This is a genomic window from Kitasatospora sp. NBC_01246, assembly GCF_036226505.1.
Taxonomy (GTDB): Bacteria; Actinomycetota; Actinomycetes; order Streptomycetales; family Streptomycetaceae; genus Kitasatospora.
This window is the reverse complement of sequence record NZ_CP108484.1, coordinates 914,190-939,208: the sequence shown is the minus strand read 5'-3', so window position 1 is coordinate 939,208 and position 25,019 is coordinate 914,190. Positions and strand designations below refer to the sequence as shown.

Below are 25,019 nucleotides of genomic sequence, written 5' to 3'. Positions count from 1 at the left end.
CCCGCCGTTCCCCGCCGTTCCCCGCCGTTCCCCGCCGTTCCCCGCTGCGCCGCGCCCTTTCCCCGTCGCGCTCCCGGGCCGCACCCGGACGGCGGCCGATCGGCCGGGGCCGATGAGTGCGCTGCCCGGGCTCCTGACACCATGGCACCGAGATCACGTCACCGTGACACCCTCGGAGGAGTCAGCATCATGAGCACGCACTACGACGTCGTCGTCCTCGGCGCGGGTCCCGGCGGCTACACCGCCGCCGTCCGGGCCGCCCAGCTGGGCCTGCGGACCGCCGTCATCGAGGCCAAGTACTGGGGCGGGGTCTGTCTCAACGTCGGCTGCATCCCCTCCAAGGCCCTGCTGCGCAACGCCGAGCTGGCGCACATCTTCACCAAGGAGGCCAAGACCTTCGGCATCAAGGTCGAGGGCACGGTGAGCTTCGACTTCGGCGAGGCGTTCCGCCGCAGCCGGACCGTCGCCGACGGCCGGGTCAAGGGCGTCCACTACCTGATGAAGAAGAACGGCATCACCGAGTACGACGGCCGGGGCACCTTCGTCGACGACCGCACCCTCCAGGTCGCGATGAGCGGCGGCGGCTTCGAGGTCGTCACCTTCGACCACTGCATCATCGCGGCCGGCGCCACCACCCGGCTGCTCCCCGGCACCAGCCTCAGCGAGCGCGTGGTCACCTACGAGGAGCAGATCCTCACCGAGGAGCTGCCGGGCAGCATCATCATCGCGGGCGCCGGCGCGATCGGCGTCGAGTTCGCGTACGTGCTGCACAACTACGGTGTGAAGGTCACCATCGTCGAGTTCCTCGACCGGATGGTGCCGCTGGAGGACGCCGAGGTCTCCGCCGAGCTCGGCAAGCAGTACCGCAAGCTCGGCATCGAGGTGCTCACCTCGACCCGGGTGGAGTCGATCGACGACAGCGACCCGGCCGCCAAGGTCAGGGTCACCGTCACCCGCGACGGTCAGCAGCAGGTGCTGGAGGCCGACAAGGTGCTCCAGGCGATCGGCTTCGCGCCCCGGGTGAACGGCTACGGCCTGGAGAACACCGGGGTGAAGCTCACCGACCGCGGCGCGATCGACGTCGACGGCCGGGGCCGCACCAGCGTCGACCACATCTTCGCGATCGGTGACGTGACGGCCAAGCTGATGCTGGCCCACGCGGCCGAGTCGATGGGCGTGATCGCCGCCGAGACCATCGGCGGGGCCGAGACCATGGAGCTCGACTTCGTGATGATCCCGCGCGCCACCTACTGCCAGCCGCAGATCGCCAGCTTCGGGTACACCGAGGCGCAGGCCCGCGAGCAGGGGTACGACGTCAAGGTCGCCAAGTTCCCGTTCACCGCCAACGGCAAGGCGCACGGGCTCGGCCACCCGATCGGCTTCGTCAAGGTGATCAGCGACGGCAAGCACGGCGAGCTGCTGGGCGCCCACCTGATCGGCCCCGAGGTCACCGAGCTGCTGCCGGAGCTGACGCTGGCCCAGCAGTGGGACCTCACCGTGCACGAGGTGGCCCGCAACGTGCACGCCCACCCGACGCTCGGCGAGGCGGTCAAGGAGGCCGTCCACGGCCTGGCCGGGCACATGATCAACATGTGACACGGGCCCGCCCGGGACCACGGTCAGGACCGCGGTCAGGGGTGCCGGGCGGGCGGCGCGACCGCCCGCCCGCCCGGCACCAGGCCAATCACCTCCGATTGGCCATGGCGACCCGCCGGGGCCACCGCTATCGTCCCCGCCATGCGCATTCACGTGGTCGACGCCTTCACCGATCGTCCGTTCGCCGGCAATCCGGCCGGCGTGTGCCTGCTGCCCGCCGGGGAGTGGCCGGACGACACCTGGATGCGGCAGGTGGCCGCCGAGCTGAACCACTCCGAGACGGCGTTCGCCCTCCCGCTGCCCGGCGGCGCCGAAGCCGACTGGGCGATCCGGTGGTTCACCCCCACCGTCGAGGCCACCCTGTGCGGGCACGCCACCCTGGCCACGGCGCACACGCTCCGCACCGAGCGGGGGATCCTCGGCACGGTGCGGTTCCGCAGCCGGTACCACGGGGTCCTCGTCACCCACACCGACGAGGCCGGCGGCGTCTCCCTGGACTTCCCGGCCGCACCCGGCACCGAGGTCCCCGTCCCCGAGGGGCTGGCCGAGGCGCTGACCGTCGAGCCCGAGTCGGCCTGGCACACCGGCAGGCTCGGCGACCTGCTGGCCGTCCTGCCGGACGAGGCCGCCGTGCGCGACCTGACGCCCCGGCTGGACGCGCTGGCCGCCCTGACGCTCCGCGACGACCTGCGCGGCGTCATCGTCACGGCGCCCGCGGCCCGCGGCGACGCCGGGTACGACTTCGTCTCCCGCTTCTTCGCCCCGGCCCGAGGGATCCCGGAGGACCCGGTCACCGGCAGCGCCCACACCGCGCTCGCCCCGTACTGGACGGCCCGGCTGGGCCGTGACCAGCTCGCCGGCCTCCAGGTCTCCGCCCGCACCGGCCTGGTCCGGACGGCCCTCCACGGCGACCGCGTCCACCTCTCCGGCACCGCCGTCACCGTCCTCGACGGGACCCTCCACCTCCCGGGCGCGTAGCGGCCCCGGGCTTCGCCGGGGCGTCGCACCGGCGGAGAATGCCCGGGTGACAGACCTGACCCTCAACCTCTGGCGGCAGCCGCTCGGTGCGGTGCCGGAATCCGTCTGGGACCGCACCGACCTGACCGTCCTCATCCTGGCCGAGACCGGCCTGACCGAACTGCCGCCCGCCATCGGACGGTTGCGCCGTCTCCGGACCCTCGACCTCGGGCACAACGCGCTCACCGCCGTGCCGGAGGAACTCGGTGAACTCACCGCACTGCGCGACTTCCTCTACCTGCACGACAACGCGCTCACCCGGCTGCCGGACGCCCTCGGCCGGCTCGGCGCCCTGCGCTACCTCAACGTCGGCGAGAACCGGATCGGCGAACTGCCGGACGCCCTCGGTGGGATGACCGCCCTCGTGGAGCTCCGGGCCCAGCACAACCGGCTCACCCGCCTGCCGGACACCCTGGGCCGGCTCGGCGCCCTGCGCGAACTGTGGCTGCGCGGCAACGCGTTGACCGCTCTGCCGCCGTCCGCCGCCGGACTCGCCGCGCTGCGCGAGCTCGACCTGCGGGACAACGCCCTCACCGAGATCCCTCCGGTGCTCGCCGGGCTCCCGCTGCTGCGCCGGGTGGACCTGCGGAGCAATCGCATCACCGAACTGCCGCACTGGCTGGCCGGATTGCCGGCCCTGGAGAAGCTCGACCTGCGGTGGAACGACGTCACACCGCCGCCCCGGCTGCTCGCCGCCCTCGGCGAGCGGGGCTGCGCGGTGCTGTACTGAGGACGCCCGCTCCCGATCGGCTCCGGGGCGCGGGCGAGCACCGGAAACGGATCGCCGGGAGCGTCGCCGCCCTGTTACCGTGGGAGGCATGAAGCGCGCTGCAGCCGTCCTGACGACGACGCCGGAGAGAGTCCCGGTGCGCTGACTGCTGACCTAGTCCGAAGCCCCGGGGCCGAGTGCCCCGGGGCTTCGTCGTTCCCGCCCACTCGGCCCAGGAGCGCCGCCTGCGGAGAGCCCCCCGCAGGTGCGACCCCGCAGACCCGAGTGGAGACCGCCACCATGCACGACCACCGCCGCCTCGGCCGTGAACTCGACCTCTTCGACACCGACCCGCTGATGGGCGCCGGCCTGCCGTACTGGCTGCCCGACGGCGCCGCCGTCCGGCACACCCTGGAGGAGTTCGTCCGGGGGTGCGAACAGCGGGCCGGCTACCGCCACGTGTACTCGCCGGTGCTCGGCAAACGCGAGCTGTACGAGATCTCCGGCCACTGGTCGCACTACCGCGACGACATGTTCCCGCCGATGGACCTGGGCGCCGAACAGGTCGTGCTGCGCCCGAGCCTCTGCCCGCACCACGCCCTCATCTACCGCTCCCGGGCGCGCAGTTACCGCGAGCTCCCGCTGCGGATGGCCGAACTGGGCGGGATGTACCGGTCCGAACCATCGGGCGTGCTGGGCGGGCTCACCCGGGTCCGGGCGATCCAGCTGAACGACGCCCACATCTTCTGCACCCCCGAGCAGGCGGCCGACGAGGCGCTGGCCGCGCTGGAGCTGATCCGCGAGGCGCACCGGGCGCTCGGGATCCGCCCCGCCCGCTACCGGCTCTCGCTGCCCGGCGAGGGCGGGAAGTACGTGGCCGACCCGGCGCTCTGGGAGCGGGCCACCGCGCTGCTGACCGAGGTGCTGGAGCGGTCCGGCGTGCCCTTCGAGGCGGTCGAGGGGGAGGCGGCGTTCTACGGACCGAAGGTCGACGTCCAGATCGCCGACGGCGCCGGTCGCGAATCCACCCTCTCCACCGTGCAGATCGACTTCCACCAGCCGGAGCGGTTCGGCCTGCACTACATCGGCGCCGACGGGGCCAGGCACCGCCCGGTGATGGTGCACCGCAGTGTCATCGGCAGCGTCGAGCGGGTCGTCGCCCATCTGATCGAGCTGTACGGCGGCGCGTTCCCGGCCTGGCTGGCGCCCACCCAGCTGGTCCTGCTGCCGGTCTCCGAGGGGGAGGCCGACCAGGCCGGGCGACTGCGGCAGCGCTGCCTCGACCAGGGGCTGCGGGCCGAGGTCGCCGGGCCCGAGCACGGCACCCTGGGCGCCCGGATCCGGGAGGCCCGGCTGGTGCCGTACCAGGCGGTGATCGGGCCGAGGGAGGCGGCCGACGGCCAGGTGGCCCTGCGCCTGCGCGACGGCCGCCGGCTCGCCCCGATCCCGGCCGACGAGGCCCTGGCCCGGATCCGGTCCCTGGTCGGGGCGGGCAGCCCCGACCTGTGGGGGTCCGCCCCGGCCGGGGAGTAGCCGGCCGGCCGGGGGCGGCGGTCAGTAGGACTGCAGCTCGATCAGGTGGCCTTCCGGGTCACGGAGGTGGGCGGTGCGCAGGGTCGGGCCCCACGCGGGGCGGTCGGTGGCTTCGGCCGCCACGCGGGCGCCGCGGCGGAGGCAGAGGGCGAGCGCCTCGTCCACGTCGGTGACGCGGACGGCCAGCATCGCGGAGTCCTGGGCGGCCGGCGGGCGGGGCGGGAGCCGCTCGGTGCCCAGGGCGGCGGCCATCATCGCGCGGTCGTACAGCGCGAGCACGGTCCGGCCGTCGGCCTCCCAGTTGGCGTACGGGCCCGCCGCCTCGCCCTTGGCCAGGGCGGCGCCGGTGAGCGGGGGCAGGACGGCGCGGTAGAAGGCGAAGCACTCGGCGAAGCGGGAGACGAGCAGGCGGGTGTACAGGGCATCCACGTCGGGACTCCTGGGCTCGGGGCGGCGGGCGGCCCACCGCAATTAGTAGGTGCTGACCCACTATAGGGCTGGACCCTAGACTGATGGGGTGACTCCCGAGAGCTCCACCCCGCCCACCCTGCTGGACCTCAGCACCTACCTGCTCTCCCGGACCGGCAGGGCCGCGCGGAGCCGGCTGGCCGAGCGGCTGGCCGGGCGCGGCCTGCGGCTCTGGGACATGGCGGTGCTCGCCGCACTGGCCGACTTCGGGCCGCACGCCCAGCGCGACCTGGTCCGGCGGCTGGGCGTGGACCCCAGCGACATGGCCAAGGTCGCCGACCGGCTGGCCGCCGCCGACTGCGTCGAGCGCATCCGTGACACGGCGGACCGCCGGCGCGTCTCGGTGAGCATCACCGGGACGGGCCGGGCGGTCCTGGCCGAACTGGAGGCCGAGGCCCGCGCGGTGCAGGACGAGATCCTCGCCCCGCTGGACCCGCGGGAGCGCCGCACCCTGCACGACCTGCTGCGCCGGGTCCACCACGACCTGCCGGGGGCGCTCTGAGAGCGGGCGGGCGGGCTCCCGGTCGCTTCCGCTCGCTCAGCCGAGCGGCAGCGGGCGCCGGGCGCCGGCGAACTCGGCCGCCCAGCGCGGGTCTTCGAAGACACCGGGCAGACGGGTGACCAGGGTGCCGGTGCGTTCGGCGTGGATCATCGCGCCGTCGCCCGCGTGGACGCCGACGTGGTGCAGTGGCGCGCCCGCGCGCGAGAAGAACAGCAGGTCGCCGGGGAGCAGGTCGGCCCGGGCGACCGGCTCGGAGCGGTGGTACTGCGCGACGGTGTAGTGGGCGAGGTCGACGGCGCCCCCGCTGGCCCGGTACCAGCTGTAGAGGGACAGCCCGCTGCAGTCGAAGCCGACGGTGTGCTCGCCGAGGCACTGGCCGTCGAGGTAGCCGTTCTCCTCGTCGCAGAACCCGATGCCCGCGCCCAGCCGGTCGCCGCCGCCCCAGGCGTACGGCACGCCGATCTGCGCGGCCGCCACCTCGGCGACCCGGCGGCCCAGGGCGGCCGGTGGCAGCGGCGCCGCGGCCGGTGCCGCCCGGGCCGCGACGGTCGCGAGGACGGGTACGGCGCTCGCGCCCAGGGCCAGCCCCAGGATCCGGCGGCGGCCGACACCGCGGCCGGGCAGTCGAAGCACCATCGCGGAACCCCTTCGTTCGGTGGGGCACCAGGATCGCCGTCCGGCGGGGCGACCCGCCATCACCCGCACCGGTGAACCGGGAGTGCGGGGGCGCGGCGGGAGGAGCGGGCGGCGGTTAATGGTTTGACCGGCGATCAGGCGGCTGTCGAGGATGGGGAGCAGACATCCGTTCGACCTTCGGAGCCCCCATGAGCGGTACGGTCCGGCTGATCCGCAACCCACGGCTCACCCAGGCGGTGGACTACGCCTACGCCGCCTCCGTGGACGCGCCGGTGCGCTCGCTCTGGCTGGCGGGCGCCTGCCCGCTCGACGCGGAGGGGCGGACGGTCGCGGTGGGCGACGTCGGGGCCCAGGCCCACCAGGTCATGCGCAACCTGATCACCGTGCTGGAGGACGAGGGCGCCGCCCTGACCGACCTCGTCCGGACCACCGTGTACGTGGCCTCCTCCCGGCAGGAGGACCTCGTGACGGCGTGGGAGGTCTACCGCTCCTACCTGGGGAGCCACGACGTGCCCAGCACCCTGCTCGGCGTCACCGTCCTGGGCTACACGGACCAGCTCGTCGAGGTCGAGGCGGTCGCCGTGCTGTCCTGAGCGACCGCCCCCGTGGCGGCGGCGCGCCGGGGTCAGCCGGCGGCGAGGAGCTCGTCGAGCTGCGCGTAGCCCTCGATCACGCCGCGGTCCATCCCGCTCGCCATGATCGCGTCGCGGGTGGCCAGGCTGTCGACGAGGGAGAGCGAGCTGACCCGGGTGCGGCCTTCGCCGACCGGCTCGAAGACCACGGTCTCCAGTGAGACGCCGTCCGGTACGCCCTCGAAGGTGAAGGTCTGGACGAGCCGGCTGTCCCGGCGGACTTCGTGGAACGAGCCGTAGAAGGAGGCGATCACCTCACTCGCCGGCCCGGCCCCGTCCCCGGCCCCGTCCCCGGCCAGTGCGGAGTAGCGGTAGCTGCCGCCGGTGCGGGCGTCCCAGGTGTCGATCTTCATGACCCGGTCCCTGGGGCCGAGCCACCGCGCCACCAGCTCGGGCTCGGTCCAGGCGCGGAACACCCGGGCCGGTGGGGCGTCGAACTCGCGGACGATGCGGATGACGGGGAGTGCCGGGTCCGCCTCGATCGTGGTCCGGCGGTCGTCGCTGGAGGTCATGACGCTGCTCCTTCGTGCTCTTCGTGCTCTTCGGGGGATTCCGGGGCCGGGACGGCCGCTCCGGGCTCGTCGCCGTCCTCCATGGCGGCGAGGACGGCGTCCAGCCGACCGAACCGCTCCTCGGCCTGCCGGCGGTACCGCTCGATCCAGACCGTCATCAGATCGAGCACCTGGGGCTCCAGGTGGCACGGCCGGCGCTGGGCGTCGCGACTGCGGCTCACCAGCCCCGCCTCCTCCAGCACCTTGAGGTGCTTGGAGACGGCCTGCATCGACATGGCGTAGGACTCCGCGAGTTCGCCGACCCCGGCGTCGCGGACGGAGAGCCGGGCGACGATGTCGCGCCGGGTCGGGTCGGCCAGGGCGACGAACGCCCTGGACAGCGGATCGGAGGCCATCAGCGCACCTCTGCTTCTCTTCGCAACTGTTTGGTTGAATACGAGGCTACTCCGTGCCGCGTGCTTGTTCAACCAGGGGGTTGAGTAACCGCGAGGCGTGCCCCGGAACGCGCCGAGGGCCTGTGGCGGTCTCCGCCACAGGCCCTCGGGTACACCCGGGCCGGGTCACTCCTGCTTGATCGCCGAGATGTCGAACTCCAGCACCACCTTGTCGCCGACCAGGACGCCGCCGCCTTCGAGGGCGGCGTTCCAGGTGATGCCGTAGTCCTTCCGGCTGATGGCGACCGATCCCTCCAGGCCGACCCGGAGGTTGCCGTACGGGTCTCGGGCGTTGCCGGTGTACTCGAAGTCGATGGTGATCGGGCGGGTGGTCTCCTTGATGGTCAGCTCACCGCTGACCCGGTACTCGGCACTGTTCAGCTGCTCGACGCCCGTCGAGGTGAAGGTGATCCTCGGGTGGTTCGGGGCGTCGAGGAAGTCGTTGGTGCGCAGGTGCCCGTCGCGCTGCTCGTTGCCGGTGTCGATGCTCTCGGCGCTGATCGACACCCGGGCGGTGGAGCGGCTCGGGTCGGTGCCGTCGAGGTGGGCGCTGCCTTCGAAGGTCTGGAACGCGCCGCGCACCTTCGTCACCATGGCGTGGCGTGCCACGAAGCCGATCCGGGTGTGCGCCGGGTCCAGGACGTAGTCGCCGGTGAGATCGGCCAGCGGGGTCGTCGTGGTCACGGGGATCTCCTGAGGGGAACGGGGGCGGAGCCGGAGGGTCGGAGCCCCGCGGCGCGGTCGCGCCCGTCCGGGGAGGGCGGCGGGCCGGGCGGGGTGCCCCGGGCCACGCTAGGCGTTCCGCCCCGGTGCCGCATGCGCTGTTCACCCGGACGGGCGGACCGGCCCGGAGGGTCCGGCGGTGCCCGATGCCGAACTCCGGGCCGGTGCGGCGGTTCCCTACGGGTGGGTCCGGCGGCTCACTCCGAATCGGTCCGGCAGCTCCCGGAGGTCGCGCGGGGGAGCAGGGTGCCGTGTTCTGCCGTTCATCGTCAGATTGGCCAGAACGCGTGTCCTGCACCGTGGTTGACGCGGGTAGCATCCCTGCACCGGCGCTGTCGACCGGTCCGTCCGGCCCCGTCGCCGGCCGGTGGCACCGGCGACGCCGTCCGGACGCGCAGCGAGTGGGGTGACCTCTTGGACGAGGCCGCGGAGCACCGCGCGGACAGCGCCGCGCCGTCCGTGCCGGGCGTCGCCGGGCCGGATGCGCGGGACGTGCCGGACGTGGCGGACGCTGCCACGCCGGACATGCCGGGCGTGGTCCGCAACGAACTCTCCGTCGGGACGGCGGTGTCGATGTCGGTGGTCCAGGCCGGGCTCGTCATGGGCGGGGTCCACTACCACGTGACGTTCCCGGGCGGCTCCTCCACCGCGCCGCGACTGCCGCCGCCGCCCGACCCGTTCGCCCTGCCGGAAGGGCTGCTCACCGAGGAGCAGGCCCGGGAGGCCTACGAGGCCGCCTGCCTCCTGGAGTTGGAGTGGAGCGGCGGGGACGGGACGCAGAACCTGCCGAGGATCGAGCAGCTCCACCGGCTGGCCGCCGGGGCCGGGAACGCCGACGCGATGGCCCGGTTGGGGCTGATCGTCGAGGGCCGGATGCGGGCCAGGCTGCGCGGGGAGCTGCCGGAGGAGCCGTCGGCCGCCGACGCCGAGCTGGCCATGCACTGGTACCGGAGGTCCGCGCAGCTCGGCAGCGCGTTCGGCGCGCTCTTCCTGGGGACCCTCTACGAGGAGTGGCTCGGCAACCCGAGCGAAGCGCTGCGCTGGTACGAGAAGGCGGCCGACGCCGGTCACCAGATCGCCCGGTCCCGGTTCGACGGCCTGCAGAAGCGACTCACGCTCGGGCTCGGCGCGCTCGCCGGCCGCAGGCGTTTCGACGACGGGGAACCGCGGAGCACCGATCGACAGGACCGAGAGGGAGGGCAGCCGGTGAACAACGGGTCGGCTTTCGAGCAGTGGCTGGAGCGGGAGTGGCGGGGCAGCGAGGCGATGGCCGTCGCGGCCTGCCTGTCCGCACTCGCGGACGCGTGCGGCGGCCCGCACGGTGAGTGGGGAACGCTGGACGAGCAGGAACACGGCGTCGTGCTGGCGCACTTCAGTACCCTGCAGCCCACCCGGGTCACCCTCCCGGCCGTCGCCCGTGAGTACCAGGGGAACATCGGGGACGGGAACCTCAGGGCACTGGCCACCCTCCTGCGCAGGAATCCGCGCTCGGCCCCGTCCGCCCGGGAGCTGGCCCCGGTCTGGTGTCAGAAGGTGCGTGAGAACCGGGTGGAGACAAGGGAGTTCACCTATCTCGTCGAGCTGGACTACCACGACTACGACCGGATGAAGGTGCTGCTCGACGGGCTCGCCGAGCGGCTGCGGGCGGCCCCGCCCGAGGGGGACCGGCTCGCCGAGTACCTGCTCGACCTCCGGATGATCTCGGACGAACTGGCCCAGGCGCGCAACCGTGCCGTCCCGGCCTACAGCGGGCCCGACCGATGGGAGTTCTCGGTCATCCTCACCCCGGAGTACCTGGAGGTGCTGAAGGCGCACTCCGCCCAGTACGCCGCCGACCGGGCGGCTCCCGCGGACTTCCGGGCCTTCTGGAAGCGGGTCGACGACGCCCTGAACGCGGCTCCCGCCACGCCGTTCCCGTGAATCCGGCGGGATCCCGACGCCTCGCGGTGGGCCAGGAGCGCGCCGCAGACCTCCCGATATACCGCACGGTCGGTTTTCTGACCCCCGAAGCAACCGCCGGGCCGGAGAAAACCGCAGGTTCGGTACGGGATTGCCTGCCGGTTAAGATACGGGCTGTCTGGTTTTGTTCGATCGGTGCGGTGGGCGGGGTGGTCGTGTGGTGCGGCAGGAGCGGGCGGTGCGGACGCGCCGGCTGATTCTGGAGGCGGCGGCATCGGTCTTCGACGAGTGCGGGTACGAGGCGGCGACGATCGGTGAGGTGGTGGCCCGCGCCGGCGTCACCCGGGGAGCGGTCTACTTCCACTTCGCGTCCAAGCGGGACCTCGCCCAGGGGGTGGTGGAGGAGCAGTTCGCCCACGACTCCGTACCCGAACGCGCCTGCAGACTGCAGGAGTTCGTCGACACCGGCATGGTGGTGGCCCATCTGCTGCCGCGTGACACGGTGCTGAGCGCGGGCGCTCGGCTGTCGCTGGGCCAGGACGGCCTCGGGGACCTGGGCGGGGGCGCCGTCCCCGGGTGGATCGCCCGGTTCGAGGCGCTGCTGACGGCCGCGGGGGAGCGCGGCGAACTGCTCCCGCACGTGGTGCCGGCCGACACCGCCTGGCTGGTGACGGCGGCCTGGGCGGGTGTACAGGTCCAGTCGCAGAAGCTCGCCAGCCGCGCGGACCTGGAGCGACGCGTCGCGGGCCTCTTCCAGCACCTGCTGCCGAGCGTGGCCGTGCCCGGGGTGCTGGCCTCCCTGGAGATGGATGCCGACCGGGGCGCCAGGGTGGTCGCCGAGGTCGCCGCCGCCCGCGCGGCCGCGGCCTGCTGAAGACCCGTCCGCCGGGGCCCTGCCCGTGTCACGACGAACCGTACAGCGCGTCCGGTTTGGTGGCTGACAAACCGCTCGTCCCGTTTCTCGCGCTCCGATGCGGGGTCGACGCCGGTCCGGCGCGGGGCCGCCCCGGCCGTGCCCACCCTCCGCCGGCCGGCCGCCCGGCCGCCCGGGCAAACCAATGTGCCAAGGATGCGTCGGCAGATCACCGGAGGGGTTACCCGGTGACCATCAGTCACGGCATCGTCGACGCGCGGGAGTTCGGGCGACCGGTGGCGGTCGGCCGGGGTGTCACGGTGGGGCGGGGACGTCCCACCGGCGGCGCGACGACGGTCCGGCGCGGACCTGGCCGGCTCCCGCGGCACGGGTGACGGACGGCGCGGTCGCCGGGTCGGGCCCGGCGTGGTGCGGGCGGGCGGAATGGAGGGCCGGTTGGTGCAGGAGAGATCGGAGCGGACGCGCGGGCGTCTGGTCGCGGCGGGAGCGGAGCTGTTCGACCGGTCCGGCTACGCGGGCGCGACGCTCGCGGACATCGCCTCGGCGGCGGGGGTGACGAAGGGCGCGCTCTACTTCCACTTCAGCTCGAAGGAGGAGCTGGCGCGGGCCGTGGTGGAGCACGCCGAGCGGGCGCTGCGGGAGGCCTGCTGCGCGCTGCGGACGGAATCCACGTCCGTCCAGGCACTGATCGACGCGGGCTACTGGCTGGTGGCCTCGCTGGAGTCGGATCCGGTGGTCCGGGCGGCGTTCCGGCTGGGTCGCGAGGACGGGGCCTGGCAGGGCGAGGACGGGCCGGTCGCCGGGGTCCGCGGCTTCCAGGGCGTCTGGGCGGGCGCCGTCCGGGAGCTGCTGGCGGGCGCGCGCCGGGCGGGTGAGCTGCGCGAACGCTCGGGCGGGGTCGGTCCGGAGTCCCTGCTGGTGGCCGCCGCGTGCGGACTGGAGGTGCTGGGCGGCGCGGCGCGCGGCCGGGAGGAGCTGGCCGGCCGGCTGCAGGCGTTCTGGGACTGGCTGCTGCCCTGCCTCGTCCTCCCGGAGGCGGTCGACTCCTACCGGACCGCGGCGCCGCCGGTCGGCTGACCCCGGTCGCGGCGGACGCCGTCCCGACCCCGGTCGCCGGGGACGGAAAGGCCGACGGTCCGCGGGCCGGTGGGGCGGCCTGCCCGCCCCGGCCGTCCGGAGACACCCGCGCCCGGCGGTCGAACGGCCCTGCGGTCGAATGTCAGTGCCGGGAGCCATCATGGCGGTATGAAGGACGCAGCCACCATGGCCTCTCCCGCTGCCCTGGCCTCCCCGGACGCCTACGCCGACGCCGTCTCCACGGCGGTGCGGGCCGCCGCGGCGTACTACGCCGACGGCGCCACCCCGCTCGGCGACGACGAGTACGACGCCCTGGTGCGCGCCATCGAGGCGTACGAGCGCGAGCACCCGCAGGAGGTGCTCCCCGACTCCCCGACCGGCAAGGTGGCCGGCGGCGCGGTCGTCGGGGACGTCCCGCACTCGGTGCCGATGCTCTCGCTCGACAACGTGTTCTCCGCCGAGGAGCTGGCGTCCTGGGTCGAGGGCCTGGAGCGCAGGCTGGGCCGGCCGGTGGCCGGCTGGTGCGTCGAGCCGAAGCTGGACGGCCTGGCGATCGCGGCCCGCTACCGGGCAGGCCGCCTCACCCAGGTGCTGACCCGCGGCGACGGCCTCGCGGGCGAGGACATCACCCCCGCCGCCGACGCGGTGCTCGGCCTGCCCGCCCGGCTCGGCGAACCCCTGGACATCGAGCTGCGCGGCGAAGTCCTGCTCACCCAGGAGCAGTTCGACCACGCCAACGCCGTCCGCACCGAGCACGGCGCCACCCCGTTCGCGCACCCCCGCAGCGGCGCGGCCGGTACCCTGCGGGCCAAGGACCGCGCCTACCGCGTCGAGCTCACCTTCTTCGCCTACGGCGCCATCGGGCTGCCCGACCTCGGGCACGGCGAGCTGCTGGAGCGCCTCGCCGCTCTCGGCGCCAACACCGCCGCCAGCACGGCGGCCCACCCGCAGCGCTGCGCCACGATCGAGGAGGTCGGGCAGCGCGTGGACGAGATCGCCGCGCTGCGCGCCGCCCTGCCGTTCGGCATCGACGGCGTCGTGGTCAAGGCGGACTCCGCCGCCGACCAGGAGCAGGCCGGCTCCGGCTCGCGCGCCCCGCGCTGGGCGGTGGCCCGCAAGCTGCAGGCCCAGCACAAGGTCACCCGGCTGCTGGGGGTGGAGTGGAACGTCGGCCGGACGGGCATCATCGCGCCGCGCGCCGTCCTGGAGCCGGTGGTCATCGACGGTGTCACCGTCACCTACGCCACCCTGCACAACCCGGCCGACATCGAGCGCCGGGGCCTGATGATCGGCGACCAGGTGTTCGTCTACCGGGCGGGCGACGTCATCCCGCGTGTCGAGGCCCCCCTGGTGGACCAGCGCACCGGCGCCGAGCAGCCGATCGCCTTCCCCGAGACCTGCCCGCGCTGCGGTGACGCCATCGACACCACCGAGCAGCGCTGGCGCTGCGTGCGCGGCCGGGCCTGCCAGGCCGTCGCCTCGATCATCTACGCCGCCGGGCGCGACCAGCTCGACGTGGAGGGCCTCGGCGGCACCCGCGCCGTCCAGCTCGTCGAGGCGGGGCTGGTCGCCGATCTCGCCGACCTCTTCACGCTCACCAAGGAGCAACTGCTCACCCTGGAGCGGATGGGCGACACCAGCGCCGACAACCTGCTCGCCGCCATCGAGACCGCCCGCACCCAGCCGCTCAACCGGGTGTTCTGCGCGCTCGGGATCCGCGGCACGGGCCGGACGATGTCGCGCCGGATCGCCGCACACTTCGGCAGTATGGCGGCGATCCGCGCCGCCGATGCCGAGGCGCTGGCCGGGGTGGACGGCATCGGCGGCGAGAAGGCCGCCGTCATCGTCACCGAACTCGCCGGGGTGGCAACGCTGTTGGACCGGCTGGCCGCCCTGGGGGTGGGCACCGCCGTCACCACCCCGACCGCGCCCGTCGCGTCCGCCGACGGCGCGGAGGGGGAGGCGGTGGCCGGTGCGGTGGCCGGCCCGCTGACCGGTGAGAGCGTCGTCGTCACCGGAGCCATGACCGGTCCGCTGGCCGAGCTCTCGCGCAACGCGGTCAACGAGCTGATCGAGCGGGCCGGCGGCAAGGCCTCCTCGTCCGTCTCCAAGCGGACCACCCTGCTGGTCGCGGGGGAGAAGGCCGGTTCCAAGCGGGCCAAGGCGGAGGAGCTCGGCATCCGGATCCTCACCCCGGAGGAGTTCGCCACCCTGGTCGCCGACCACCTCGCCTGAGGCCCGGTCACCCCGCCCGAGGCCCGAGGTCCGATGCCCGAGGCCCGAGGCCCGAGGCCCGAGGTCCGCGCCCTGGCCGACGGTCTACCGGCCAGGGCGCGCGGGCCGTCGAACAGCGGGGCGAGCGCCCGGCGCAGGTCCTCGGGCTCGCGGTGGAGCAGCCCCGTCATCCCCAGCCCGGCGGAGTGTTCGAGGCGGGTCACCTCGTGCTGGTCGAAGAAGCGGGCCACGCCGTCGATGTCGCACAGCACGGCGTCGGCGGCTTGTCGGGTGTGGCGGAGGAGCGCAACGGACCTGGATGCCACCGGGTGAGGGCCCCTCGCCACGATGCCTTCCGGGTGCGGAGCGTGCGGTAGGGTGGCGGCGCCGAACAGAACCACGACCTCGGGAGGTGAGACCCATTACCGGTACGACGGAGCGGGTGCTCCCCGGGAACAGCTGTGAAGACGTGGCACCGAGCGCGTAGTGGCGCTCTGCCGGTTCGGCGGCGGTCCCTCTCGGGGAGTCCTGGCGGATTGATCTTTCGCCTGTGTCTTTGATGGGGTTCTTCTGTTGTCTGTCTTCTCTTCCGCACTGTTGCGTTCCTCGGTGACCTCCCGCCTCCGGGCGGCCGGCTGTGTCTTCGCCGAGGACGAGGCGCGCATCCTGCTCGACGCCGCCGCCACTCCCGCCGAACTCGCGGCGATGGTCCGCTCCCGCGCCCAGGGCCGCCCGCTGGAGCACGTGGTCGGCTGGGCGGAGTTCGGGGGTCTGCGGATCGCCGTCGATGCGGGCGTCTTCGTGCCCCGGCGCCGCAGCGAGTTCCTGGTCGAGACGGCGCTCGGGCTGACGCCCGCGCACGCCCTGGTGGTGGACCTCTGCTGCGGGAGCGGCGCGCTGGCCGCCGCCCTCGCGGCGGCGGCCGCCCACCCGGTCGAGGTGTACGCGGCGGACGTCGACGCGGCCGCCGTCCGGTGCGCCCGCCGCAACCTGGCGGGCGCCGGCGGCCGGGTGTTCGAGGGCGACCTGTTCGATCCGCTGCCCGTCGAACTACGCGGCCGGGTCGACGTGTTGCTGGCGAACGTGCCCTACGTACCGACCGCCGACATCGCGCTGCTCCCCGCCGAGGCTCGGGTGCACGAGGCGCGCCCGGCCCTGGACGGCGGCGCGGACGGGCTGGACGTGCTGCGCCGGGTGGCGGGGGAGGCGCCGCACTGGCTGGCCCCGGGCGGGGCGCTGTTCTTCGAGACCAGTGAGCGCCAGGTGCCCGCGGCCCTCGCCGTGGTCGGCGCGGCCGGGCTGGACGGCGCGGTCGCCTCGTGCGAGGACCGCGACGCGACCGTGGTGACCGCGGCCCGGCGCTGACCGAGGGCGTTCGGGCGGCCGGGGCGAGGAGAGCCGACCCCGGCCGTCCACCGGCCACCGGCCACCCACCGGAATTCCGATTGCCCCGCAGCTCACCGGGATGATGGAGTGCCCGGATGACTACCGATCACGACACCTTGCTGGCCCTCGTCGACTCCCGGATGCGCCGAGGCATCTCGCGCGAGACCCCGGCCGCGCGCATCGAGCAGTCCCCGGGGATCGTGCGCCAGAGCGGTCCCGAGAGCGTCTGGAACGGCATCGTCTGGTCCGACCTCGATCCCACCGGCGCCGACGCCGTGATCGCCGAGCAGGTCCGCCACTACGCCGGTCTCGGCCAGGACTTCGAGTGGACCATGTACGGACACGACCGCCCGGCCGACCTCGGCGAGCGCCTCACCGCCGCCGCCTTCACCCCGGAGGAGCCGGAGACCCTGATGGTCGCCGAGCTCGGCGACCTCACCCGCCGGATGGCGGACACGGCGGAGCCGGCCGGCATCGAGCTGCGCGAGGTCACCGACGAGGCGGGCGTGGCCCAGGTGGTCGCCGTCCACGAGGAGGCCTTCGGCACCGACGGCACCCGGCTCGGCCGCCGCATCCTGGCCCAGCTCACCGAGAGCCCGGACACCTTGAAGGTGCACCTCGCGATCGCCCACCACGAGGGCCGGGAGGTTCCGGTGTGCGCGTCCCGGATGGAGCTGTATCCCGGAACGGGCTTCGCGGGGCTCTGGGGCGGCGGGACGCTGGCGGCCTGGCGCGGCCGCGGCGTCTACCGCGCGCTGGTGGCGCACCGGGCCCGGATCGCCGCCGGTCTCGGCTACGAGTACCTGCGGGTCGACGCCTCCGACCAGAGCCGCCCGATCCTGGAGCGGCTCGGCTTCGCCGTCCTGACCACCATGACGCCCTACCAGTACGAGCACCGGGCCCGGGGCTGACCGCGCGCCTCGGGGCCGGCCACGGTGACGGGGCTGACCGCGCGCCTCGGGGCAGGGCCACGCCGACGGGGCCGTTCAGGGGATGCGCGGCGTGTGCCACCGGTCCGGCGCCGGGCGGGCCCGGATAGTGGGCAGGTCCGTTCGGCACGGGGCCGGGCGCAGGAGGGAGCGGACCCATGGCCGGAACGTCCGGGGAGCCGGACGGGGGGTACTCCCCGCAGCGGTGGACCGCGATGACCGGGATGTGCGTCGCGGCCGGCATGGTCTGGCTGTCGTTCGCCGACTTCGGGGTGGCGGTGCCGACGATCTCGGACGAACTGTCGGTCTCGCTGCCCGCCCTGCAGTGGGCCAACAACGCCTTCAGCCTCTCCACCGGTGCGCTGGTGCTCGCGGCCGGGAAGCTGGGCGACGTGTTCGGGCGCAAGCGCATGCTGGAGACCGGCCTGGTGCTGCTGGGCGTGGTCTCCTTGCTGACGGCGTTCACGCCGGGGGTGACCGGGATGATCGCCGGGCGGGCCGCGATGGGCTTCGGCGCCGCGCTGATCCTGCCCGCGACGCTGGCGCTGATCCCGCCGATGTTCCCGGTGAGCGAGCAGCCCCGGGCGTTCGGGGCCTGGATGGCGGTGGCCTGGGTCGGCCAGGCCGCCGGGCCGGCCGTCGGCGGCGTGCTGACCGGCCTGGCCGGCTGGCGGTCGACCTTCTGGATCAACGCCCCGCTGGCGGTGATCGCCTGGTGGCTGGTGCGCCGGTCTGCCGTGGAGTCCACCGACCCGAACGCCACCCGGCACATCGACTTCACCGGCCTGGTGATCAGCGCCGCGGCCGCGTTCTGCCTGCTCTACGGGTGCACGGCCGGTCAGGAGGACGGCTTCACCGACCCGGTGATCATCGCTCTGCTGGTCGCGTCGGTACTGCTCGCGGCGCTGTTCGTGCTGGTGGAGCGGCGGGTCCGGGATCCGCTGCTCGACCTGCGGCTGTTCGCCTCCCGGCCGTTCGACGGGGCGCTCGCGGCGAACTCCGTGATGAACATCGTCTTCGCCGGGGTGAGCTTCCTGCTCACGCTCTACCTCCAGGAGGTCCGCGGCTACGGTCCGGTCGCGGCCGGGCTGCTGTTGCTGCCGTCCACCGTGACCATCCTGCTGTTCAACCCGTTCGGCGGCCGGGTGGCGGCGCGGCGGGGGGCACGGCTCCCGGTGGCCGTCGGCCTGTTCCTGCTGGGCATCGGCACCCTGGTGACCGCCGTGATCGGCGACACCTACCACTACGCCGTCCTGGCCACCGGGCTGCTGGTGCTCGGCGCCGGTCTCGGGCTGATGTCCGTCCCGCTGTCCGACACCGCGGTCGCCGGGCCGCCGGAGGAGCTGGCCGGCACGGCCTCCGGGATGTTCAAGGTCACCAGCATGCTGGGCGGCGCCTTCGGGGTGGCCGTGACGGTCGCGGTCCAGCAGGCGGTGGAGACCGACCAGGCGATCAGCCGGGCGCGGGCGGCCGGGCTCTCGGAGGACGACGCCCAGCAACTGGGCAACGCGGTCACGGACTCCAAGCTCGCCGACCAGATCCTCTCCTCGGTCGACCAGGCCACCGCGGACGCCATCACCGCGGCCTTCCGCGACGTCCAGGCGATCGGCGCCGGCCGCGCGATCGGCCTGGCCGGCCTGCTCGCGGTCGTGGCGGCGCCGGCCCTGCCGCTGCTGTGGCGGCAGCGGGCGGGACAGCGGGAGCCCGCGACGGCGCGGAAGGAGCAGAAGACGCGGTAGCCGGCGGACCGCACCGCGCAGGCGGCTCGCCGCCCCTCCGTCGTGGTGCGCCCCTGCGCCCCCACGTGCTGTCTGGCCAAGTCCGTTGTGATGCCGGTGACTTGGACTCCAAGGACGGTTCTAGAATCATGTCGGCAACGGCAGGAGTCCAGCGAACACCGGGGAAGAGGCGACAGCCAGCGTGGATCCCGTACTGCGACCGTTCCGTGTCGAGGGAAAGGCCGTCCAGCTCGCCAAGTACCTCGCGGAGGAGGAGATCGGCGATCTGGTCGGCTGTTCCTGCATCGGCAACGACGTCACCATCGACCTGTCCGACATCCACTTCCTGATCAGCCTGGTCGATCTGGGCGGCGGGCTGCGGCTGAACTTCCACATGGCGCACGACGGCCCGGCCCGGGCCCGCTCCTGGAGCCGGCGGCTGCCGGCCGAGGCGGGTCCGCGCGACATCGCCCGGCGGATAGCGATGGATGTCGCCACGCTGGACCGCGAGATCGCTCCGCTGCGCAACAACCCGCCGAGGCCGCCGGCCGCGCGCTGAGCCCCGCCCGGTGCCGGGCGGGGCTCAGCCGCTCGCGTTGCCGTGCAGCACCAGCGCCCAGCAGAGGCATCCGAGGGCCGCCGTGCAGAGCAGCGCCCGGGCGATGTTCCAGTGCACCCAGCGCGCCTCGAACCGCTCGCGCACCGCGGCGGGCTCCGGGATCCGCCCGGGCTCCCCGGCGGCGGCCAGCGCGTCGTTCAGCGGGATGTTGATCTTCCGGGTCACCGCGAGCGTCGCCGTGTAGCAGACCAGGGCCGCGACGGCGGCCGGCAGGACGTCGTGACCGTCCGACGGCAGGTGCAGTGCCACCGCCACCGCCGTGCAGACCAGCGCACCGACGAACCCGACCAGGAACCAGCCGTTGAGGATGGCCACGTTGATGCGCTGCATCACGTCGATGAACGTACGGTCCTCCGTCGTGCGCAGTCCCGGCATCACCGAGCAGGCGTAGGCGTAGAACAGCCCCGCGCTCAGTCCGGTGGTGATCGTCGCGGCCACGAGGGCGATCACGCGTGCAGCTTCCATCGGGTTCGTCCCTCGTTCCGTCCACCGGGGTCGCCGCCTCGGCCGACCGGTTGTCGGCCCGGGCCGGCCGCGGCGCTCCGTCCGCCCACGACCCGCTCGGGTGACGCGCCGTCAGGCCGCGTCCACGCGCTCGCACTTCTCCCCCGTCGACACTCTCACGGGCGCACGCCGATCCGAACCGATTTTCACCGTGCCTCCCCGCAGGCCTGCCCCGCCCGCCGCGGGGGCGGGGCAGGCCTGCGGCGGATCAGGTGTGGATGCCCTGGCCGGGGGTGAGGATGCCGGCCGGGTCGTAGCGGCGCTTCGCCGCGACGGCGGCCGCCCAGCGGGAGCCGTAGTGACGGCGCCAGTCCGTCGGCGTCATGCCGGGGACGGCGCCGATCAGGTAGCGCTTGCCGCCCAGGGCGACGGCCCGGTCGTAGAGGCGACGGTTGCGGCGGAGCATGGCGGCGGTGTCGGCGCCGGGGGCGGGGAAGGAGAGCAGGTCGAAGTGCCAGCCGACCGGTGCGTCCGGCATCACGGCCATCGGGCGGGTCAGGGCGGCGGTGCGGTAGGGGTAGAGCAGGAGGAGCCCGGCGCCGAGGTCCGCGGGGGTGAGCGACGCGGTGGCCTCGCGGACGAAGGCGGCCGCGGTGGAGGCGGGCAGGAAGACGCTGAGCCAGGCCTTGGGCTGGGTCCAGAGGCCGGCGGCCTTGAGGTAGCCGGCGAAGCCGTCGACCCGGAAGGCGTAGTCGCGGGCGCTCTGGTCGACGACGGTGGTCTCGCCGGGGAGGCAGCGCAGCCCGCGCAGCAGGGCGTCCCGGTCCGGGGGTGTGGCGCCGTCGTAGTGGGCGACCGTCTCGATCTTGTACCGCCACGTGCCGGCCGCGGCGTCGAGCACCGCCTCACCCGCCTGGAGGTCGAAGCGGCGCTCGGCCATCAGCCGCTCCTGGTCACCGAGGTAGTCGGCGAGGTCGTCGTAGAACAGGCTGAACACCAGGGCGCGCTGGCGGGCCGGGACGAGCCGCAGCGTGGCGCGGACGATGATCCCGGCCTGTCCGCCGCCGGCCAGGACGGCCTCGAACAGCTGACGGTTGGTGGTGGCGGAGGCGGTCAGCAGCCGGCCGGTACCGGTGACCACGTCGACCGACTCGACGGTGTCCACCTGCAGGCCGTGGCGCTGCACGGCGGAGCCGATCCCGCCCACGCTGAGCGTGCCGCCGACGGAGAGGTGCAGGTAGTCCGTCAGACAGGGCGGCATCCAGCCCTGGGCGAGGGCGGCGTCGGTGAGCTGCGCCCAGGTGACGCCGGCCTCCACCACGGCCCGGCCGGGGGTGAGGGAGAGGATCCGGTCCAGGCCCCGCGCGTCGACGGCGATGCCGCCGGGTGCGGTGGCCTGGCCGTAGCCGGAGTGCGACTCCAGCTCCGCGGGGTCACCGCCGCCGCTCTGGCCGTTCATGGCGACCGGGATCCGGTGGCGGTGGGCGAAGCCGACGACCTCGGTGATGTCGCGCACCGAGCCCGGCCGAAGTACGGCCCGGGGCGCGGCGGTCACCAGGTGCCCGAAGTCACCGGTGAACCGGGTGAGCGTGGCGGGGTCGGTGACCAGGCTGCCGTCCAGCCGGGGCAGTGCGGCCACCGCGTCCGCCGTGGCCGGGCCGTCGGTGGGGGCGCCCTGGCCGGCGGCGACGGCCCAGCTGCGGCCGGCGGTGTTCCAGCCGATGACCGTGGCCGCCGCGCCGACGAGCAGACCGCGGCGGGGCAGAGCTGACTTGCTCATGGCAGATATCTCCGATCAATCGTCATATCAGCGCAGTTGTACCGCAGTCGGCCCGTCTCCGGGCAGTCCCCTGCGCCGTTGAGGGCGTGAACGGGGCGCGGGCCGTCCGGACGGCGGGCTCAGGCCGGTCCGGCGCCGTCGTCGTCCACCTCGACGATCACCAGCGTGCCCCGGCTGCCCGGGGCCACCGCGTGCGGGACGCCGGCCGCCACCACGTACAGCTCCCCGGGGCCGAGCGGGACGGCCGTGCCGGCGACCAGCAGGTCCAGCCGGCCGTCCAGGACGAGCAGCGCCTCGGCGTGCGGGTGCCGCTCCTCGGCCAGCGGCAGCTCGTCCATCCGCAGCACCTTGACGGCGGCCGTGCCGATCCGGCCGAGGACGCGCGAGCGCCAGGCCCCGGGCAGTACGGCGGCGGTCGCGGGGACGTCGATCCGGTTCATGGCACACCTCTTCCGGCGCGGTCCGGCCGCGCCCGTGATCACGGGGATGCCCGCACGCTATCCGGGACGCGGGGTGCGTTGGTCCACCGTTCGGCAAAATCTCCGGACCGCAGCCCCGCTGACATTCCGTCGGGAGGGAGGACTAGCCTGGACCCATGTTCGTTCTGGAGTTGACCTACACCGCGCCCCTGGACCGTATCGACGCCGTGCTCCCGCGGCACGTGGAGTGGCTGAAGGAGCACTACGAGGCCGGGACCTTCCTCGCCTCGGGCCGCAAGGAGCCCCGCGACGGCGGCGTGATCATCGCCGTGGCCCCGGACCGGGCTGTCGTCGAGGAGATCGTCCGGACCGACCCGTTCAGCCTGGCCGGTCTGGCGGAGTACACCGTCACGGAGTTCCTCGCCACCACCACCGCGCCCGCACTGGACGCCTACCGCCAGCAGCTGCCCGCCTGAGGACCCCGCGGGGCCGGGCGGCCCCGGCTCCCGGGGCGGGCGCGGTGGCGTCGGTGGCCGGTGGGGTTGGTGAACGGCGGGCCGGGGGAGGAGAGCGGCAGACCATCGCGAACGGGAGCGCCGCCATGACGATCAGTCACCGCACCATCGGTACCGGCGAGCACAAGGTGCTCGTCCTGCACGACTGGTTCGGCACCAGCGCGGGTTGGGGCGCGTTCCTCGACCACCTGGACCCGGACGCCTTCGGCTACGCCTTCCTCGACTACCGGGGCTACGGCGAACGGCGCGACGTGGAGGGCGAGTTCACCCTGGCGGAGATCGCCTCGGACGCGCTGGCCCTGACCGACCAGCTGGGCTGGGACACCTTCTCCGTGGTCGGGCACTCGATGGGCGGCAAGGCGGCGCAGCGCGTCCTGGCCGAGTCGCCGGACCGGGTGCGCAAGCTGGTGGGGCTGGCCCCGGTGCCCGCGAGCGCCTATCCGTTGGAGGGCGACGCGTACGACCTGTTCCACCAGGCCCCGCGGCAGCCCGCCAACCGGCGGGCCATCCTGGACCTGGTGACCGGGCACCGCGCCTGCGGCCGCTGGCTGGACGCGATGACGGCCCGCTCGGTGGCCGGCTCCAGCCCGGAGGCCGTCGCCGGCTACCTCGACGACTGGACCACCCAGGACTTCGCGGCGCGGATCGCCGGCAGCACCCTGCCGGTCAAGGTCTTCGTCGGTGAGCACGACCTCGCGCTGTCCGCGGAGTTGATGCGCGGCACCTGGCTGGCGCACTACCCGAACGCGGACCTGGAGGTCCTGGCCAACTCCGGGCACTACCCGATGCACGAGGTGCCGGTGGCGCTGGCGACCGCCCTGGAGGCCTTTCTGCGCGCCTGACGGGCGCTGGGGGTCGGCTCCGGGGTCGGCCTCCGGGGGCCTGACCCGGGGGAAGGTCACGCCAGCGGCGGCACCTGCTCGGCCAGCCGTCGCACCAGCCGGTCCAGCCAGCCCCGGACGGTGGCCTCGTCGAAGAGGTCGGCGTCGTACTCGGCCAGGCCCGTCAGGCCGTTCCCCTCGGGGGTGAGCATCAGCAGCAGGTCCGAGCGGGCGCCGCTGCCCGGAACGTCCTCGACCACGACGTCCAGGCCGGTCAGCTCCAGGACCGGCGCCGGGGTGGTCTGCACGGCCAGCAGTACCTGGGGGAAGGACGGCGGGAGCGCCAGTCCCAACGCCCGCAGTTCCTCCGTGACCAGGCCGAACGGGACGTCCGCCTGGTCGAGCGTGGTGGCCAGGGCCTCGCCGGCCCGGTCGACCAGCCCGGCGAACCCGCCCGGCACGCGGCTCGGCAGCCGGACCGGCAGGTTGGTGGTGAGCAGTCCGACCAGCCGCTCGTGCTCCCGGCGCCGCCGGTTGGCGGTCGAGAGCATCACCAAGGTCTCGTCGGCGCCGGTGAGTTCGCCCAGCAGTTCGCCCACGGCGGCCAGCACCACGGCCGCCGGGGTGGTGGAGCGGCGGGCCACGCACCGGTTCAGCGCCGCGGTGAGCTCGGGGGTGAGCGTGAAGGGCAGCACGCCGCCGTGCCCGGAGCGCCGTTCGGGCCGGGGCCGGTCGGTGGGCAGCGGCACCGTGAGCGGCAGCCCGGCCAGCCGCTCGGCGTACCGGGCGGTGGCCCGGCGCACTGCCTCCCGGGTCACCACCGTCCGTTCCCAGCAGGCGTGTTCGATCATCGATCCCGGCTCGGGCAGGTCGGCCCGGTGGTCCCCGTACAGCGTGCCGAGATCGGCCAGCAGGGTGGCCAGGGACCAGCCGTCCAGCACGATGTGATGGATCGTCAGCAGCAGGACGTGGTGCTCGGGGCCCAGCCGGAGCAACCGGGCCCGGAGCAGGGGCGGGGCGGCGAGGTCGAACGGGGTGGCGGCCTCCTCGCGGGTGGTGGCGGCCACCGCCTCCGCGCCGCCGCCCACCGCGGCGACCGGCAGTGGCAGGCCGTCGGGCGCGGGCAGGACCTGCTGGAGCAGCCCGAGGTCGGAGGGCGCGTACCGGGTGCGCACGCTGCGGTGGCGGGCGGTCAGCGCGGTCAGGGCCCGTTGCAGGCGGGCGGGGTCGAGCGGCCCGCGCAGGGTGATCCGCTGGGTGATGTTCCACAGGCTCGGGTCAGCCACCCGGCCGTGGCTGCGGTGCATCCGGGCCTGGGCGATGCCGGCCGGTGCGGCGGCCTCGGCGGCCCCGCCGCCGGTCAGGGTGGCGAGCAGCCGGGGCCGTTCGGCCTTCACGAGGGCGACGAGCGGGGCGTCCATCGCTCCGGGCGGGGCGAGGTAGTCGAGCCGGCCGCCCTCGGTGGAGAGGACGATCTCCCGCTCGTCCAGCAGCCGGACGAGCCGCTGCCAGTCCTCGGTCGGCGCGGGCACGGCGGATGCGGTCGGTCCGGTGGGCACGGC

The 25,019-nt window shown here is 74.2% G+C and carries 25 protein-coding genes; 16 read left to right on the top strand and 9 right to left on the bottom strand.

The window, feature by feature from the left end; all coding sequences use genetic code 11:
- Positions 1-189: 189 nt before the first annotated feature.
- From lpdA to thrS, 4 genes are all read left to right on the top strand, one after another.
- Positions 190-1,596: a dihydrolipoyl dehydrogenase gene (gene lpdA / locus OG618_RS04265; protein WP_329485808.1), complete on the top strand. Its 1,407-nt coding sequence runs from the start codon at positions 190-192 to the stop codon at positions 1,594-1,596.
- A gap of 141 nt (positions 1,597-1,737) precedes the next feature.
- Positions 1,738-2,574, top strand: a complete 837-nt coding sequence (locus OG618_RS04260; RefSeq protein WP_329485807.1) for a PhzF family phenazine biosynthesis protein — start codon at positions 1,738-1,740, stop codon at positions 2,572-2,574.
- 46 nt (positions 2,575-2,620) lie between these two features.
- On the top strand, positions 2,621-3,343 hold the full coding sequence (locus OG618_RS04255) for a leucine-rich repeat domain-containing protein (protein WP_329485806.1): 723 nt from the start codon (positions 2,621-2,623) through the stop codon (positions 3,341-3,343).
- Positions 3,344-3,607: 264 nt separating this feature from the next.
- A complete protein-coding gene (gene thrS, locus OG618_RS04250) occupies positions 3,608-4,855 on the top strand; it encodes a threonine--tRNA ligase (RefSeq protein WP_329485805.1) in 1,248 nt (415 codons plus the stop codon).
- Positions 4,856-4,876: 21 nt separating this feature from the next.
- Here thrS and OG618_RS04245 read toward each other — a convergent pair whose 3' ends face one another.
- On the bottom strand, positions 4,877-5,284 hold the full coding sequence (locus tag OG618_RS04245) for a VOC family protein (RefSeq protein WP_329485804.1): 408 nt from the start codon (positions 5,282-5,284) through the stop codon (positions 4,877-4,879).
- Positions 5,285-5,372: 88 nt separating this feature from the next.
- On the opposite strand from OG618_RS04245, the gene OG618_RS04240 reads away from it, so the two are divergent.
- Positions 5,373-5,825 carry a MarR family winged helix-turn-helix transcriptional regulator gene (locus OG618_RS04240; RefSeq protein ID WP_329485803.1) on the top strand — a complete coding sequence of 151 codons (453 nt, stop codon included), beginning with the start codon at positions 5,373-5,375 and terminating at the stop codon, positions 5,823-5,825.
- Between the two features lie 36 nt (positions 5,826-5,861).
- On the opposite strand, the gene OG618_RS04235 is transcribed toward OG618_RS04240, so the two are convergent.
- Positions 5,862-6,461, bottom strand: a complete 600-nt coding sequence (locus OG618_RS04235; protein ID WP_329485802.1) for a C40 family peptidase — start codon at positions 6,459-6,461, stop codon at positions 5,862-5,864.
- A gap of 188 nt (positions 6,462-6,649) precedes the next feature.
- Here OG618_RS04235 and OG618_RS04230 point away from each other — a divergent pair, with 188 nt between their 5' ends.
- Positions 6,650-7,054 (top strand): RidA family protein, encoded by a 405-nt coding sequence (locus tag OG618_RS04230; RefSeq protein ID WP_329485801.1) that lies wholly within the window; start codon positions 6,650-6,652, stop codon positions 7,052-7,054.
- 32 nt (positions 7,055-7,086) lie between these two features.
- Here the strand turns inward: OG618_RS04230 and OG618_RS04225 are convergent, their stop codons facing one another.
- From OG618_RS04225 to OG618_RS04215, 3 genes are all read right to left on the bottom strand, one after another.
- Complete coding sequence (locus tag OG618_RS04225; RefSeq protein WP_329485800.1) at positions 7,087-7,605, bottom strand: SRPBCC family protein; 519 nt, start codon at positions 7,603-7,605, stop codon at positions 7,087-7,089.
- Positions 7,602-8,000: an ArsR/SmtB family transcription factor gene (locus tag OG618_RS04220; protein ID WP_329485799.1), complete on the bottom strand. Its 399-nt coding sequence runs from the start codon at positions 7,998-8,000 to the stop codon at positions 7,602-7,604. The genes OG618_RS04225 and OG618_RS04220 overlap by 4 nt, the downstream gene beginning before the upstream one ends.
- Positions 8,001-8,165: 165 nt before the next feature.
- Positions 8,166-8,723, bottom strand: a complete 558-nt coding sequence (locus OG618_RS04215; protein WP_329485798.1) for a YceI family protein — start codon at positions 8,721-8,723, stop codon at positions 8,166-8,168.
- A gap of 453 nt (positions 8,724-9,176) precedes the next feature.
- On the opposite strand from OG618_RS04215, the gene OG618_RS04210 reads away from it, so the two are divergent.
- The 8 genes from OG618_RS04210 to OG618_RS04175 all read left to right on the top strand — a co-directional run bounded on the left by OG618_RS04210 (position 9,177) and on the right by OG618_RS04175 (position 19,418).
- On the top strand, positions 9,177-10,682 hold the full coding sequence (locus OG618_RS04210) for a tetratricopeptide repeat protein (RefSeq protein WP_329485796.1): 1,506 nt from the start codon (positions 9,177-9,179) through the stop codon (positions 10,680-10,682).
- A gap of 217 nt (positions 10,683-10,899) precedes the next feature.
- Complete coding sequence (locus OG618_RS04205; protein WP_329485794.1) at positions 10,900-11,535, top strand: ScbR family autoregulator-binding transcription factor; 636 nt, start codon at positions 10,900-10,902, stop codon at positions 11,533-11,535.
- A gap of 438 nt (positions 11,536-11,973) precedes the next feature.
- Complete coding sequence (locus tag OG618_RS04200; RefSeq protein ID WP_329485793.1) at positions 11,974-12,612, top strand: ScbR family autoregulator-binding transcription factor; 639 nt, start codon at positions 11,974-11,976, stop codon at positions 12,610-12,612.
- Positions 12,613-12,780: 168 nt separating this feature from the next.
- On the top strand, positions 12,781-14,847 hold the full coding sequence (gene ligA / locus OG618_RS04195; protein ID WP_329485792.1) for an NAD-dependent DNA ligase LigA: 2,067 nt from the start codon (positions 12,781-12,783) through the stop codon (positions 14,845-14,847).
- Positions 14,848-15,435: 588 nt separating this feature from the next.
- The gene (locus OG618_RS04190) at positions 15,436-16,191 is read left to right on the top strand and encodes a putative protein N(5)-glutamine methyltransferase (RefSeq protein ID WP_329485791.1); all 756 of its coding nucleotides are present in this window, start codon (positions 15,436-15,438) and stop codon (positions 16,189-16,191) included.
- A 116-nt stretch (positions 16,192-16,307) separates the two neighbouring features.
- Positions 16,308-17,123, top strand: coding sequence for a GNAT family N-acetyltransferase (locus OG618_RS04185; protein WP_329485790.1), 816 nt, complete (start codon positions 16,308-16,310; stop codon positions 17,121-17,123).
- Between the two features lie 176 nt (positions 17,124-17,299).
- Positions 17,300-18,880 (top strand): MFS transporter, encoded by a 1,581-nt coding sequence (locus OG618_RS04180; RefSeq protein ID WP_329485789.1) that lies wholly within the window; start codon positions 17,300-17,302, stop codon positions 18,878-18,880.
- Between the two features lie 181 nt (positions 18,881-19,061).
- Positions 19,062-19,418: a hypothetical protein gene (locus OG618_RS04175; RefSeq protein WP_329485788.1), complete on the top strand. Its 357-nt coding sequence runs from the start codon at positions 19,062-19,064 to the stop codon at positions 19,416-19,418.
- A 24-nt stretch (positions 19,419-19,442) separates the two neighbouring features.
- On the opposite strand, the gene OG618_RS04170 is transcribed toward OG618_RS04175, so the two are convergent.
- The 3 genes from OG618_RS04170 to OG618_RS04160 all read right to left on the bottom strand — a co-directional run bounded on the left by OG618_RS04170 (position 19,443) and on the right by OG618_RS04160 (position 22,142).
- The gene (locus tag OG618_RS04170; RefSeq protein WP_329485787.1) at positions 19,443-19,943 is read right to left on the bottom strand and encodes an anthrone oxygenase family protein; all 501 of its coding nucleotides are present in this window, start codon (positions 19,941-19,943) and stop codon (positions 19,443-19,445) included.
- Between the two features lie 247 nt (positions 19,944-20,190).
- Entirely contained in the window at positions 20,191-21,702 is a 1,512-nt protein-coding gene (locus OG618_RS04165) for an FAD-binding protein (protein ID WP_329485786.1), read from the bottom strand.
- A 119-nt stretch (positions 21,703-21,821) separates the two neighbouring features.
- Entirely contained in the window at positions 21,822-22,142 is a 321-nt protein-coding gene (locus OG618_RS04160; RefSeq protein WP_329485785.1) for a cupin domain-containing protein, read from the bottom strand.
- 155 nt (positions 22,143-22,297) lie between these two features.
- Between OG618_RS04160 and OG618_RS04155 the strand changes: the two genes are divergently transcribed.
- Both OG618_RS04155 and OG618_RS04150 read left to right on the top strand, forming a co-directional pair.
- Positions 22,298-22,597: a YciI family protein gene (locus OG618_RS04155; RefSeq protein WP_329485784.1), complete on the top strand. Its 300-nt coding sequence runs from the start codon at positions 22,298-22,300 to the stop codon at positions 22,595-22,597.
- Between the two features lie 125 nt (positions 22,598-22,722).
- Complete coding sequence (locus tag OG618_RS04150; RefSeq protein ID WP_329485783.1) at positions 22,723-23,478, top strand: alpha/beta fold hydrolase; 756 nt, start codon at positions 22,723-22,725, stop codon at positions 23,476-23,478.
- Positions 23,479-23,534: 56 nt separating this feature from the next.
- Here the strand turns inward: OG618_RS04150 and OG618_RS04145 are convergent, their stop codons facing one another.
- Complete coding sequence (locus OG618_RS04145) at positions 23,535-25,016, bottom strand: condensation domain-containing protein (RefSeq protein WP_329485782.1); 1,482 nt, start codon at positions 25,014-25,016, stop codon at positions 23,535-23,537.
- Positions 25,017-25,019: the final 3 nt, after the last annotated feature.

What these genes read in the sequence shown, in the direction of transcription:
- OG618_RS04225 (WP_329485800.1), bottom strand. Translation starts at nt 7,605, where the DNA reads ATGACCTCCAGCGACGACCGCCGGACCACGATCGAGGCGGACCCGGCA.
- OG618_RS04155 (WP_329485784.1), top strand. Translation starts at nt 22,298, where the DNA reads ATGTTCGTTCTGGAGTTGACCTACACCGCGCCCCTGGACCGTATCGAC.
- OG618_RS04230 (WP_329485801.1), top strand. Translation starts at nt 6,650, where the DNA reads ATGAGCGGTACGGTCCGGCTGATCCGCAACCCACGGCTCACCCAGGCG.
- OG618_RS04180 (WP_329485789.1), top strand. Translation starts at nt 17,300, where the DNA reads ATGGCCGGAACGTCCGGGGAGCCGGACGGGGGGTACTCCCCGCAGCGG.
- OG618_RS04150 (WP_329485783.1), top strand. Translation starts at nt 22,723, where the DNA reads ATGACGATCAGTCACCGCACCATCGGTACCGGCGAGCACAAGGTGCTC.
- OG618_RS04220 (WP_329485799.1), bottom strand. Translation starts at nt 8,000, where the DNA reads ATGGCCTCCGATCCGCTGTCCAGGGCGTTCGTCGCCCTGGCCGACCCG.
- OG618_RS04185 (WP_329485790.1), top strand. Translation starts at nt 16,308, where the DNA reads ATGACTACCGATCACGACACCTTGCTGGCCCTCGTCGACTCCCGGATG.
- OG618_RS04235 (WP_329485802.1), bottom strand. Translation starts at nt 6,461, where the DNA reads ATGGTGCTTCGACTGCCCGGCCGCGGTGTCGGCCGCCGCCGGATCCTG.
- OG618_RS04170 (WP_329485787.1), bottom strand. Translation starts at nt 19,943, where the DNA reads ATGGAAGCTGCACGCGTGATCGCCCTCGTGGCCGCGACGATCACCACC.
- OG618_RS04260 (WP_329485807.1), top strand. Translation starts at nt 1,738, where the DNA reads ATGCGCATTCACGTGGTCGACGCCTTCACCGATCGTCCGTTCGCCGGC.
- lpdA (WP_329485808.1), top strand. Translation starts at nt 190, where the DNA reads ATGAGCACGCACTACGACGTCGTCGTCCTCGGCGCGGGTCCCGGCGGC.
- OG618_RS04165 (WP_329485786.1), bottom strand. Translation starts at nt 21,702, where the DNA reads ATGAGCAAGTCAGCTCTGCCCCGCCGCGGTCTGCTCGTCGGCGCGGCG.
- OG618_RS04160 (WP_329485785.1), bottom strand. Translation starts at nt 22,142, where the DNA reads ATGAACCGGATCGACGTCCCCGCGACCGCCGCCGTACTGCCCGGGGCC.
- ligA (WP_329485792.1), top strand. Translation starts at nt 12,781, where the DNA reads ATGAAGGACGCAGCCACCATGGCCTCTCCCGCTGCCCTGGCCTCCCCG.